A 14,698-nucleotide genomic window follows, 5' to 3' on the forward strand; every position below is an offset into this window, starting at 1 on the left:
TAGTGAGGTTGAGTGATGAGTGACGCTGCATCCGTCGTTAATGGCGACTCTGTCGATCAGAATGACGCGATCGCAGTGGTCGGGATCGCCTGCCGCTTCCCGCAGGCCCCGACGGCGGGATCGCTCTGGGAACTGCTCCGGAACGGGTCGCACGCGATCACCAAGGTCCCGGAGGACCGCTGGTCGGGCGACGGTTGGGGAGGCTTCCTCGACCGCATCGACGAGTTCGACCCCGCCTTCTTCGGCATCTCCGCCCGTGAAGCCGCCTTCATGGACCCCCAGCAGCGGCTCATGCTCGAGCTCGCCTGGGAGGCCCTGGAGGACGCCGGCACCGTCCCCGCCCGCCTCGAAGGCAGTCGCCTCGGCGTCTTCATCGGCACCATCTGGGACGACTACGCCAAGCTGATCTACCGCGACGGCGTCGACGGAACGACCCAGCACACGACCACCGGCATCCACCGCAGCATCATCGCCAACCGCATCTCGTACTTCCTCGGCACGAGCGGCCCGAGCCTCATCGTCGACTCCGGCCAGTCCTCCTCCCTCGTCGCCGTCCACCTCGCCTGCGAGAGCATCCGCAACGGCGAGTCCGAAACCGCCCTCGCCGGCGGCGTCAACCTCAGCATCCTCGCGGAGACCACCGAGCTCTCCGCCCGCTGGGGCGGACTCTCCCCCGACGGCCGCTGCCACACCTTCGACGCCCGCGCCAACGGCTACGTCCGCGGCGAAGGCGGCGGCGCCGTCCTCCTCAAGCCCCTCGCCCGCGCCCTCGCCGACGGCGACGACATCTACTGCGTCATCCGCGGCAGCGCCGTCAACAACGGCAGCGACACCACCCTCACCACGCCGAGCCGCACCGCCCAGGAGGACGTGATCCGCCGCGCACACGCGCGCGCCGGCGTCACCCCCGACGACGTCCAGTACGTCGAACTGCACGGCACCGGCACCAAGGTCGGCGACCCCATCGAGGCGGCCGCCATCGGCGCGGCCCTCAGCACCCACCGCACCTCCGGACAGCCGCTCCTCGTGGGCTCCGTCAAGACCAACATCGGGCACCTGGAAGGCGCGGCCGGCATCGCCGGCCTCATCAAGACGGCCCTCGCCCTCAAGCACCGCGAGATCCCGGCCAGCCTCAACTTCGAGACGCCCAACCCCGAGATCCCCCTCGACGACCTGAACCTCCGCGTCCAGCGCCGGCTCAGCCCGTGGCCCCACCCGGAGCAGCTCCTCGTCGCGGGCGTCTCCTCCTTCGGCATGGGCGGGACGAACGCCCATGTGGTGCTGGAACAGGCGCCGGAGATGGAGGACGCCGAGGGCGCCGATGCCGTTGTTCCGCCTGTGACGCCGTGGGTGGTGTCAGGGCGTACGGCTCCGGCGCTGGCGGACCAGGTGGCGCGGGTGCGGGAGTTCGCGGCCGGTTCGGATGTGCGTGCTGTGGACGTCGGTTGGTCGCTGGTGTCGACGCGGTCGGTGTTCGAGCACCGTGCGGTGATCGTGGGTGACGAGGTGGTCGAGAGCGGTACCGCCGCCGGTTCGGGTCGCCTGGGTGTGGTGTTCACGGGGCAGGGGTCTCAGCGGGCCGGTATGGGCCGTGAGCTGTATGAGGCGTTCCCGGTGTTCGCGGAGGCGTTCGATGAGGTGCTGTCGCATCTGGATCCGTCACTGCGGGACGTGATCTTCGCCGGTGAGGGTCTGGACGAGACCGGTAACACTCAGCCTGCTCTGTTCGCTCTGGAAGTCGCGCTGTTCCGCCTCGTTGAGTCGTGGGGCGTGAAGCCGGAGGTTCTCGCCGGTCACTCGATCGGTGAGATCGCCGCTGCCCATGTCGCGGGTGTGCTGTCGCTGGAAGACGCCTGCACCTTCGTCTCCGCTCGCGGGCGTCTGATGCAGGCGCTGCCGGCCGGTGGTGCGATGGTCGCGGTCCAGGCCTCCGAGGAGCAGGTTGTTCCGCTGCTGGCGGGTCGTGAGGCCGAGGCCGGTATCGCCGCCGTCAACGGCCCCACCTCGGTCGTCATCGCCGGTGTCGAGTCGGTCGTTCTGGAGATCGCCGCGTCTCTGGGGGTGAAGTTCAAGCAGCTGACGGTGAGTCATGCGTTCCACTCGCCGTTGATGGAGCCGATGCTGGACGACTTCCGCAGCGTCGTGGTCGGTCTGACGTTCAACTCCCCGCAGATTCCGATCGTTTCGACGGTGACTGGTCTCGCCGCCACCGCTGAGGAGCTGCAGTCGGTCGAGTACTGGGTGGAGCACGTTCGTCGCCCCGTCCGTTTCGCCGACGCCGTGCGCACCCTCGAAGCCCAGGGCATCGAGACGATTCTCGAACTCGGTCCGGACGCGGTGTTGTCCGCGATGGCGGCCGAGTCCGTCGACGTCCCGGCCGTCCCGGTCCTGCGCAAGGGCCGTCCGGAGGCGCACTCCCTCGTCGCCGCGCTCGGCCGTGCCTTCGCCCACGGTGTGGACGTGGACTGGTCCGCGTACTACGAGGGTTCGGGCGCCCGTCGCGTCGACCTGCCCACGTACGCCTTCCAGCGCGAGCGGTACTGGGTGGACGACACCCTGCCCTCGCCGCGCACCGGCGCGGACATCGCGGTGAGCGTGCTCGCGCAGCAGCTCAAGGGCCTCACGGCCGACGAGCGCACGGGCGTGGTCACCGAGCTGGTGACCGCCCACGTGGCCGCGGTGCTCGGCGCCGCCGACGGGATCGAGATGGGCCGGACCTTCAAGGCCCTCGGCTTCGACTCCTTCATGGCGGTCGAGCTGCGCAACAGCCTCTCGACCGCGACCGGCCTCCGGCTGTCGTCCGGCCTGCTCTTCGACCACCCGACCCCGCGGGCTCTCGCCGAGCACATCCTCGCCGAGGCCGAGGGTGTGGAGGTCGAGGTCGGCGCCGACCTCGTACCGTCGACTTTCGCGGCCGACGAGCCGATCGCCATCGTCGGCATGGCCTGCCGCCTCCCCGGCGGCGTGGGTTCGCCCGAGGAGCTGTGGCGGCTCGTCACCGAGGGCCGCGACGTGATCTCCGGCTTCCCGTCCGACCGCGGCTGGGACCTGGACGCCCTCATCGACTCCGACCCGGAGCGCTCGGGCACCACGTACGCCTCCGAAGGCGGATTCCTGCACGACGCGGGCATGTTCGACGCGGGCTTCTTCGGGATCTCGCCGCGCGAGGCGCTCGGCATGGACCCGCAGCAGCGGCTCCTGCTGGAGACCGCGTGGGAGACGTTCGAGCGCGCCGGCATCGACCCCGAGACGCTGCGCGGCAGCCAGACGGGCGTCTTCGTGGGCGCCACGGTCCAGGACTACGGACCGCGCATGCACGAGGCTGCCGAGGGAGTGGAGGGCCACCTCCTGACCGGCGGTACGCCGAGCATCATGTCGGGCCGCATCGCGTACTCCTTCGGCCTCCTCGGTCCGGCCATGACCGTCGACACGGCGTGCTCGTCGTCGCTGGTCGCCCTGCACCTGGCCGCCCAGGCGGTCCGCGCCGGCGAGTGCTCGATGGCCCTCGCCGGCGGTGTCGCCGTCATGTCGACCCCGGGCATGTTCCTGGAGTTCAGCCGCCAGCGCGGCCTGGCCCCCGACGGCCGCTGCAAGGCGTTCTCGGCGGACGCCGACGGCACCGGCTGGGCCGAGGGCGCCGGCCTCCTCCTCGTCGAGCGGCTGTCCGACGCGCAGCGCAAGGGCCACCGGATCCTCGCGGTCCTGCGCGGCACGGCCGTCAACCAGGACGGCGCCTCCAACGGCCTCACCGCCCCCAACGGCCCCTCCCAGCAGCGGGTCATCCGCCACGCGCTGCTCAACGCCCGCCTGACCCCCGCCGACGTGGACGTCGTCGAGGCGCACGGCACCGGTACGCGCCTCGGCGACCCGATCGAGGCCGAGGCCCTCCTCGCCACCTACGGCCGGGAGCACGACGACGACCGACCGCTGCTGCTGGGCTCGCTGAAGTCGAACATCGGCCACGCGCAGGCCGCCGCCGGCGTCGCCGGCGTCATCAAGATGGTCGAGGCCATGCGGCACGGCGTGGTCCCCAAGACCCTCCACGCCGACGAGCCGTCCCCGCTCGTCGACTGGACCGCGGGTGCGGTCCGGATCGCCACGGAGCAGCAGGCCTGGCCCGAGACGGGCCACCCGCGCCGCGCCGCCGTCTCCTCCTTCGGCATCAGCGGCACCAACGCGCACGTGGTGCTGGAGCAGGCGCCGGAGGCGGAGCAGCCGGAGGAGACTCCGGCCGTTGAGGGTGTCGCTCCGGCGGTGACGCCATGGGTGGTGTCGGGCCGTACGGCCGCCGCCCTGAAGGAGCAGGTCGAGCGGGTACGGGAGTTCGCGGCCGGTTCGGACGCGCGTGCTGTGGACATCGGCTGGTCGCTGGTGTCGACGCGGTCGGTGCTGGAGCACCGGGCCATGATCGTCGGCGACGAGGTCGTCGACGGCGACACCGCCGCGGGCTCCGGACGTCTGGGCCTGATCTTCACGGGTCAGGGTGCGCAGCGGGCCGGTATGGGCCGTGAGCTGTATGAGGCGTTCCCCGTGTTCGCGAAGGCATTCGATGAGGTGCTGTCGCACCTGGATCCGTCGCTTCGGGAGGTCGTTCTCTCGGGCGAGGGCTTGGACGAGACCGGTAACACTCAGCCTGCTCTGTTCGCTCTGGAAGTCGCGCTGTTCCGCCTCGTTGAGTCCTGGGGCGTGAAGCCGGAGGTTCTCGCCGGCCACTCGATCGGGGAGATCGCCGCCGCCCACATCGCCGGTGTGTTGTCCCTGAAGGACGCGTGCGCTCTGGTGTCCGCTCGGGGTCGTCTCATGCAGGCCCTGCCTGCTGGCGGTGCGATGGTCGCCGTCCAGGCGTCGGAGGAGCAGGTTGCTCCGCTGCTGGCGGGTCGTGAGGCCGAGGCCGGTATCGCTGCCGTCAACGGCCCCGCTTCCGTGGTCATTGCCGGTGTCGAGTCGGTGGTGTTGGAGATCGCCGGGTCTCTGGGGGGGAAGTTCAAGCAGCTGACGGTTAGTCATGCGTTCCACTCGCCGTTGATGGAGCCGATGCTGGACGACTTCCGCAGCGTCGTTGCCGGTCTGACCTTCAACTCCGCGCAGATTCCGATCGTTTCGACGGTCACCGGTCTCGCCGCTTCCGCTGAGGAGCTGCAGTCGGTCGACTACTGGGTGGAGCACGTCCGCCGCCCCGTTCGCTTCGCGGACGCGGTCCGCACCCTGGATGCCCAGGGTGTGGAGGTCTTGCTGGAGCTCGGCCCCGACGGTGTCCTGTCCGCGATGGCGGCCGAGTCCGTCGACGTCCCGGCTGTCCCGGTCCTGCGTAAGGGCCGCCCGGAGCCCGAGCAGCTGGTCACGGCCCTCGGTCGTGCCTTCGCCCACGGTGTGGACGTGGACTGGTCCGCGTACTACGAGGGTTCCGGCGCCCAGCGCGTCGATCTCCCCACGTACGCCTTCCAGCGGGACCACTTCTGGCTGCCGAGCACGACCGCTACAGCCGACATCTCCTCGGTGGGTCTGGCGTCGGCCGGGCATCCGCTGCTGGGTGCGGCGGTCGAGCTTGCCGGTGGTGAGGGTGCGGTGCTCACTGGCCGGCTGTCGTTGCGTACGCATGCGTGGCTTGCCGATCATGCGGTGTTCGACACGGTGCTGCTGCCGGGTACGGCTTTCGTGGAGCTGGCTGTGCGGGCCGGTGACCAGGTCTGCTGTGACGTGGTCGAGGAGTTGACGCTGGCGGCGCCGTTGGTGCTGCCGGAGCAGGGTGGTGTGCGGGTTCAGATCACGGTAGGGGCCGAGGATGCTTCCGGGCGTCGTGAGATGGCGGTGTTCTCCCGTCCCGACGGCGAGGACGCGGAGTGGGTTCAGCACGCCACGGCCGTTCTGTCCGCCGGCGCCGCCGCGGATGCCGTCGCGCCGCAGGACCTGACGGTCTGGCCGCCGACCGGGGCCACCGAGGTGGACCTCACGGACGTGTACGAGCGCCTCAGCGCCGAGGGTTACGCGTACGGGCCCGCGTTCCAGGGCCTGCGCCGGGCCTGGCGGCTCGACGGCGGTGATGTCCTCGCCGAGATCGCCCTGCCCGAGGACCAGGGCATGGACGCGTCCCGCTTCACGCTGCACCCGGCGCTGCTGGATGCCGCGCTGCACCCGCTGCTGCGGGGTGTCGTCGACGCCGACCGGCCGCGCGCCCTGCCGTTCTCCTGGTCGGGTGTGACGGTGCACGCCGCCGGGGCGTCCACCCTGCGGGTGCGGCTGACCTGGACCGCTGCGGAGACCGTGGCGCTCGCGATCGCCGACGGCACCGGCGCGCCCGTGGCCACCGTGCGGGAGCTGTTGTGGCGTGAGGCGTCGGCCGAGGCGCTGCGCGGGGCCGTCGGGGACGCGTACCAGGAGTCTCTGTACCGGATGGAGTGGGCCGCGCTGCCCGCCGTGCCCGTCGCCCCCACGGGGGCGGAGGCGGCCGGCTGGGCGATCGTCGGCACCGGCACGGTGCCGGGGCTGCCGGAGACGGCGGCCGAGTACGCGGATCTGGCCGCCATGGTCGCGGCCGTCGACGCGGAGGCGCCCGTTCCCGCGGTCGTCGTCGTGCCGGTCGCCGCGGGCGACGAGGCGGACGTTCCGGCGGCGGCCCACGCCCTGACGCTCGGGACGCTGGAGCTGGTGCGGTCGTGGCTGGCCGACGACCGGTTCGCCAGTGCGACGCTGGCCGTCGTGACGCGGGGCGCCGTCGCCACCGATCCGGCGGGCGAGGTCCCGGACCTGGCACAGGCCGCCGTATGGGGCCTGCTGCGCTCGGCGCAGACGGAGAACCCGGGCCGGTTCGTCCTCGTGGACCTGGACGGCGGCGAGGCTTCCGGTGCGGCGCTGGCCGCTGCCGTCGCCGCCGGCGAGCCGCAGCTCGCCGTCCGAGACGGCGCCCTGCTCGTCCCGCGCCTGGCACGGGCGGCCGCCCTGCCGGAGCAGTCGGCGGACGAGACCGGTTCCCCGCTGCTCGGCGGCCGGGCCGACGGCACCGTCCTGGTGACCGGTGGCACCGGCGGGCTCGGCGCCCTGCTGGCCCGTCACCTGGTGACCGGACACGGCGTGCGTCACCTGCTGCTGACCAGCCGTCGCGGTCTCGCGGCGCCCGGTGCGGAGGAGCTCGCCGCCGAACTGACCGAGCTGGGCGCGCGGGTGACCGTCGCGGCCTGCGACGTGGCGGACCGGACGGCCCTCGCCGGGCTGCTCGCGACCGTCCCCGCCGAGCATCCGCTGACGGCCGTCGTCCACACCGCCGGCGTCCTCGACGACGGTGTCGTCCACGGCCTCACGGCCGACCAGCTGGCGCGGGTGCTGCGGCCCAAGGTCGACGCGGCCTGGCACCTGCACGAGCTGACCCGCGACCTCGACCTGTCGGCGTTCGTCGTGTATTCGTCCATCTCCGGCCTCATCGGGGCCGCGGGACAGGGCAACTACGCCGCCGCCAACACGTTCCTCGACGCCCTCGCCCAGCGGCGCCGCGCGCACGGCCTGAACGCCGTCGCCCTGGCCTGGGGCCTGTGGGAGCAGGGCGGCGGCATGGCCGACACCCTCGACGCCCAGGACCTGGCCCGGATGGCACGGGCCGGTGTGGCGCCGCTGCCGCGCACCGACGGACTCGCCCTGTTCGACACGGCCGTCGCCGCCGGCCGTGAGCAGGCGTTGCTCGTGCCGATGGTCCTGGACACCGCCCAGCTGCGGGCCCAGGCGGAGCGCGGCGACGTCCACCCGCTGCTGCGCACCCTCGCGCCGCGTGCCCCGCGCCGCGCCCGCAACGCCGCCCGTGACACGGCCGCCGCGCCGCTGCGGCAGCGCCTGGCCGGGCTGACCCCGGCCGAGCGGCGGCGGACGCTGTCCGAGCTGGTCGGCGGCCAGGTGGCCGCCGTGCTCGGCCACGGCGACCAGGACGCGGTGAGCCAGGAGCGGGCGTTCAAGGAGCTCGGCTTCGACTCGCTGACCTCCGTGGAACTGCGCAACCGGCTCAACGCGGCCACCGGCCTGCGCCTCCCCAGCACCCTCATCTTCGACCACCCGAGCCCGAAGTCCCTCGTCGACCACCTCGTGGAGGAGCTGTCCGACGACGCCGGCGCGGTCCCCGGGCTGCCCACGGCCGCCGAGGCCGCCGCCACGGCCGACGAGCCCCTCGCCGTCATCGGCATGGCCTGCCGCTTCCCCGGCGGCGTCGGCTCCCCCGAGGACCTGTGGCGGCTCGTCGCCGACGGTGTCGACGCCATCTCCGAACTGCCCGTCAACCGTGGCTGGGCCGACGACCTGTACGACCCGGACCCCGAGCGGCCCGGCCGGACGTACGTCCGCGAGGGCGGCTTCCTGCACGACGCCGGCCTGTTCGACCCCGCCTTCTTCGGGATCTCCCCGCGCGAGGCGGTCAGCATGGACCCGCAGCAGCGGCTCCTGCTGGAGACCGCATGGGAGACCTTCGAGCGGTCCGGCATCGACCCGGCCACCCTCAAGGGCAGCCAGACCGGCGTGTTCACCGGCGTCATGTACCACGACTACGCGCCCCGCGTGGAGCAGATGCCGGAGGAGCTGGAAGGCATCCTGCTCACCGGCAACACCGGCAGTGTCATCTCCGGCCGCCTCTCCTACACCTTCGGCCTGACCGGCCCCGCCGTAACGGTGGACACCGCGTGCTCCTCGTCGCTGGTCGCCCTGCACCTGGCCGCCCAGGCCCTGCGCGCCGGCGAATGCGACATGGCGCTCGCCGGCGGTGTGACCGTCATGTCCACCCCCGGCACCTTCGTCGAGTTCAGCCGCCAGCGCGGTCTCGCGCCCGATGGCCGCTCCAAGTCGTTCTCCGCCGACGCGGACGGCACCGGCTGGGCCGAGGGCGTCGGTCTACTCCTCGTCGAGCGGCTGTCCGACGCACAGCGCAACGGCCACCGCATCCTCGGTGTCGTCCGTGGCACGGCCGTCAACCAGGACGGTGCCTCCAACGGCCTGACCGCCCCCAACGGCCCCTCGCAGCAGCGCGTGATCCGCCGGGCCCTCGCCAACGCCCGCCTCAGCGCGGTCGACGTCGACGCCGTCGAGGCGCACGGCACCGGCACCCGCCTCGGCGACCCCATCGAGGCCGAGGCCCTGCTCGCCACCTACGGCCAGGAGCACACGGACGACCAGCCGCTGTGGCTCGGCTCGCTGAAGTCGAACATCGGCCACACGCAGGCCGCCGCCGGCGTCGGCGGTGTCATCAAGATGCTCATGGCCATGCGCGAGGGCGTCCTGCCGAAGACCCTGCACGTCACCGAGCCGTCCCCGATGATCGACTGGGAGTCCGGAGCCGTCTCGCTGCTCACCGAGCAGCAGCCCTGGCCCGAGACCGGCCGCGCCCGCCGCGCCGCCGTGTCCTCGTTCGGCATCAGCGGCACCAACGCCCACGTCATCCTCGAGCAGGCCCCCGCTGAGCCCGCCCCGGCCCCGGCCGCACCGGCCGCCCCGGCCGCCCCGGCCGAGCCGGAAGCCGCCGCACCGGCCGAGCCGGAAAGCGCCGCACCGGCCGTCGTCCCGTGGATCCTGTCCGCCCGTGGCGAGACGGCGCTGCGCGCCCAGGCCGAACGCCTCCACACCTTCGCCGCCACCGACGAGGCGCCCCGCCCGCACGACACCGGCCTGTCCCTGGCCACCACCCGCGCCGTGCACGAGCACCGCGCCGTCGCCCTCGGAGCCGACCAGGACACGCTGCTCGCCGCGCTGCGGGCCGTCGCCGCCGGAGAGACCGCGCCGGGCATCCTCACCGGCACGGCGCCCGCCGTCCGCGACAAGACCGTCTTCGTCTTCCCCGGCCAGGGCTCCCAGTGGGCCGGCATGGCCACCGGACTCCTCGACACCTCACCGGTGTTCGCGGACACCATCCGGGCCTGCGCCGACGCCCTCGCCCCGTACACCGACTGGTCGCTGCTCGACGTGCTGCGCGAGGCCGCCGACGACCCGGCCGGCTCGTCCCTCGACCGCGTCGACGTCGTCCAGCCCACCCTGTTCGCCGTCATGGTGGCCCTCGCTGCCGTGTGGCGGGCGCACGGAGTGGAACCGGCGGCCGTCGTCGGCCACTCGCAGGGCGAGATCGCAGCCGCGCACGTCGCCGGGATCCTGTCCCTCGACGACGCCGCCCGTATCGTGGCGCTCCGCAGCCGCGCGCTCCTCGAGATCGCCGGCAAGGGCGGCATGATGTCCGTGCCGCTGCCGCACGACGCCACCGTCGAACGCCTCGCCCCGTGGGGCGAGCGGCTGTCCGTCGCCGCGGTCAACGGGCCGTCTTCCACGGTCGTCTCCGGCGACACCGAAGCCCTCGACGAGCTGTACGAGACGCTGGTCGCCGACGGCGTCAAGGCACGGCGGATCCCCGTCGACTACGCCTCCCACTCGGCGCACGTCGAGCAGATCGAGTCCCGGCTCGCCGAACTCCTCGCCCCCGTACGCCCCCGCCCCGCGCAGGTGCCGTTCCGTTCCACCGTCACCGGCGACTGGGCCGACGGCACCGGGATGGACGCCGACTACTGGTACCGCAACCTGCGCGGCACCGTCCGCCTGGAGACCGCCACCCGCGCCCTGATGGCGGACCGGCACGACGTCTTCCTGGAGATGAGCCCGCACCCGGTGCTCGCGGTCGGCATCGAGGAGACCGCGGAGGCGACCGGCACCGACACTCTCGTCCTCGGCTCGCTCCGCCGCGGCCGCGGCGGCCTCGACCAGCTCCTCACCTCCATGGCCACCGCCTTCGTCCACGGCGTGCCCGTCGACTGGACTGCCGCGTTCACGGGCAGCGCCGCCCGCCGGGTCGACCTGCCCACCTACGCCTTCCAGCACGAGCACTTCTGGCTCGTGCCCAGCACCGGCACCGGCGACGTCGGCTCCGCCGGACTCGACGCGGCCGGGCACCCGCTGCTCGGCGCCGCCGTCGAACTCGCCGACGGCGAAGGCCTGGTCCTCACCGGCCGGCTGTCGCTGCCGACCCACCCCTGGCTCGCCGACCACACCGTCTTCGACACGGTGCTGCTGCCCGGCACCGCCTTCGTGGAGCTCGCGACCCAGGCCGGCGACCGCGTCGGCTGCGACACCGTCGAGGAACTGACCCTCTCCGCGCCGCTGGTCCTGACCGAGCGCGGCGCCGTCCAGCTCCAGATCACCGTCGGCGCCCCGGACGACGGCGGCCGCCGCGAACTGGCCGTCCACTCCCGGCCCGAGGGCCAGGACCAGCCGTGGACCCGGCACGCCACCGCCGTCCTCACCACCGGCGCCCCCACGACACCGGCCGGGCTCACCGTCTGGCCGCCCGCCGGCGCCAACGAGGTCGACCTCACCGACGGCTACCAGCGCCTCGCCGACCAGGGCTTCGGCTACGGCCCCCTGTTCCAGGGCCTGCGCCGACTGTGGAAGCGCGGCGACGACGTGTACGCCGAAGTCGCCCTCGCCGACGAACTCACCGGCACCGCCGGGGACTTCGCCCTCCACCCGGCGCTCCTCGACGCCGCCCTGCACCTGCTGCTGCCGGGCATCGCCGACGACTCCCGCCAGGCCGGACTGCCGTTCTCCTGGACCGGCGTCACCGTCCACGCCACCGGCGCGTCCGTGCTGCGCGTCCACGCCACCCTGAACGGCGCCGACAGCGCCTCGTTCACCATCGCCGACGGCGCCGGCGCCCCCGTCGCCACCGTCGCGGGCCTGGACCTACGGCCCATCAGCCCCGACGCGCTGCGCGGCGCCGCCACGGCGCACCACGACTCCCTGTTCCGGCAGGACTGGGCCGCCCTCACGGCGCCCACCACGACCGGCCCGTACGACGCGACCGGCTGGGCCCTCGTTGCCGACGCCGGACATCGACTCGCCGAGGCGACCGGTGCCACGGTCCACCCGGACCTGACCGCACTGGCCGACTCGGTGGCCGGAGGCACCCCGGCTCCCGCGATCGTGCTGCTGCCCGCCACGGGCGGCGGCATCGATGCCCACATCGCGGGAGCCGGGGCGCACCGGACCCTCGCCATGGCCCGAACCTGGCTCGCCGACGAACGATTCACCGACACCCGGCTCGTCGTGCTGGTCGAGGGCGCCGTCGTCGCCCGCTCCGGCGAGAACGTCACCGACCCGGCCGCCGCCACCCTCTGGGGCCTGCTGCGCTCCGCGCAGACCGAGAACCCGGACCGGTTCGTCCTCCTGGACACCGACGGCGGCGACGTACCGGCCCGCGCCCTCGCCGCCGCCCTCGACGCCGGCGAGAACCAGCTCGCCCTGCGCGACGGCGAACTCCACGCCCACCGGCTCACCCGAGCCGCCGGCGGCCAGGCTCTGACCACCCCTGACGTGCCCGAATGGCGCGTGGTCGCCCCCGTCAAGGGCACGCTGCAGAACCTGTCCATCGCCCCCTGCCCCGAAGTCGCCGCCCCCCTCGCCGAGGGCCAGGTCCGCGTCGCCCTGCGCGCCGCCGGCCTCAACTTCCGCGACGTCCTGGTCGCCCTCGGGCTCGTACCCGAGAACGGCGCCCAGATGGGCCGCGAAGGCGCCGGCGTGATCACCGAGATCGGCCCCGGCGTCACCGACCTCCGCGTCGGCGACCGGGTCATGGGACTCTTCGACGGCGCGTTCGCCTCCGTCGCCATCGGCGACCGGCGCCTGATCGCCCGCATGCCCGACGGGTGGACGTTCGCCCAGGCCGCGTCCGTACCCGTCGTGTTCCTCACCGCCTACTACGGTCTGGTCGACCTCGGAAGGCTCCGTAAGGGCGAATCCATCCTCGTCCACGCCGCCGCCGGCGGAGTCGGCATCGCCGCCGTCCAGCTCGCCCGCCACCTCGGCGCCGACGTGTACGGCACGGCCAGCCCCGGCAAGTGGGACACCCTGCGCGCCCTCGGCCTGGACGACGACCACATCGCGTCCTCCCGCACCCTCGACTTCGAGGAGCACTTCCGCCGCACCAGCGGCGACCGCGGCATCGACGTCGTCCTCAACTCCCTCGCCGCCGAGTTCATCGACGCCTCCCTGCGGCTCATGCCGCACGGCGGCCGCTTCCTGGAGATGGGCAAGACCGACATCCGGGACGCCGACCGGCTCGCCGCCGCCCACCCCGGCGTCGACTACCAGGTGTACGACCTGACCGTCCTCGCCCGCACCGAACCCGGCGCCGAGGGAGGCATCCCCGACCGCGTCCAGGAGATGCTCGTCGAGATCCTCGCCCTCTTCGAGAAGGGCGTCCTCCAGCCGCTGCCCGTCACCGCCTGGGACGTGCGCCGCGCTCCGGACGCCTTCCGCTTCCTGCAGCAGGGCCGCAACGTCGGCAAGGTCGTCCTCACCATCCCGGCCGGCCCCGACCCCGACGGCACCGTCCTCATCACCGGAGCCACCGGCGGACTCGGCACCCTCGCCGCCCGCCACCTCGTCACCGAGTACGGAGTCCGCCACCTGCTGCTCACCAGCCGGCGCGGCCTCGCCGCCCCCGGCGCCGAGGAACTCGTCGCGGAACTCACCGCGCTCGGCGCCCACGTCACCGTCGAGGCCTGCGACGTCGCCGACCGCGACGCCCTCGCCGCGCTGCTCGCCACCGTCCCGGCGGAGCACCCGCTGACCGGCGTGGTCCACACCGCGGGCGTGCTCGACGACGGCGTCATCGCCGACATGACCCCCGAGCAGTTCGACCGGGTCATGCGGCCCAAGGCCGATGCGGCATGGCACCTGCACGAACTCACCGCCGGCCTCGACCTCACCATGTTCGTCCTGTACTCCTCCGTCGGCGGCCTCATGGGCGCCGGAGGCCAGGGCAACTACGCCGCGGCCAACGCCTACCTCGACGCCCTCGCCCAGCACCGCCGCCACCAGGGCCTGCCCGCCCTGTCCGTGGCATGGGGCCTGTGGGCCGAAGCCAGCGGCATGACCGGTCACCTCGACGAGACCGACCTCAAGCGCATGGCCCGCGGCGGCATCCTCCCGCTCTCCTCCGAGCAGGGCATGGACCTGTTCGACGCCGCCCACACCCTAGGCGAGCCGGTGGTCGCGGCCACCCGGCTCGACACCGCCGCCATGGCACGACAGGCGGACTCCGTACCGCCGCTCTTCCGCGCGCTGGTCCGCAGCGCGCCCCGGAGGGCCGCAGCCGCCGGCGCCACCGAGAGCCCCGTGTCACTCGAACAGCGCCTGGCGGGCCTTCCGGACGCCGAACGCGACAAGCTGCTCATCGACCTCGTCCGCACCCAGGTGGCGACCGTCCTCGGCCATGCCGATCCGGACACCGTCGACCGCGACCGCGCGTTCAAGGCGCTCGGCTTCGACTCGCTCACCTCGGTCGAGCTGCGCAACCGCCTCAACGCGGCCACCGGTCTCCGACTGCCCACCGCGCTCGTCTTCGACTACCCGACGCCCGCCGAACTCGCCGCCTATCTCAAGGAGCAGTTCGTCCTCGACGACGTCCCGGCGGCCGGGCCCGTTCTCGCCGAGCTCGACCGGCTCAAGGACACCCTGGGTTCCCTCTTGGACGACGATGCGGCCCGCACCGAGATCGGTGAGCGCCTGGCCGAACTCCTCGCCCTGTGCGGCGGAAGCCCGAAGACCGGCCTCGGCCCGGCCGACGACGGCGACGCACTCGACGACGCCACCGACGACGAGCTGTTCGCCCTCATCGACGGAGGTCTCGAGTGAGGCCCGGCACCCATCACCCCACGACCCTGCGACACCCCGAGCGACCTTCCGAGAGGCT

Annotated in this window: 1 protein-coding gene; it reads left to right on the plus strand. The window is 73.2% G+C overall.

What is annotated here, in order from left to right; translation table 11 throughout:
• Positions 1 to 15: 15 nt before the first annotated feature.
• Positions 16 to 14,640 carry an SDR family NAD(P)-dependent oxidoreductase gene (locus ACZ4VI_RS21925; RefSeq protein WP_468001478.1) on the plus strand — a complete coding sequence of 4,875 codons (14,625 nt, stop codon included), beginning with the start codon at positions 16 to 18 and terminating at the stop codon, positions 14,638 to 14,640.
• Positions 14,641 to 14,698 lie beyond the last annotated feature (58 nt).

It is taken from the genome of Streptomyces sp. NPDC029169 (assembly GCF_055563935.1).

Bases quoted from the DNA above. Each gene is read 5' to 3' on its own strand.
- ACZ4VI_RS21925 (WP_468001478.1), top strand. From the start codon at position 16: ATGAGTGACGCTGCATCCGTCGTTAATGGCGACTCTGTCGATCAGAAT.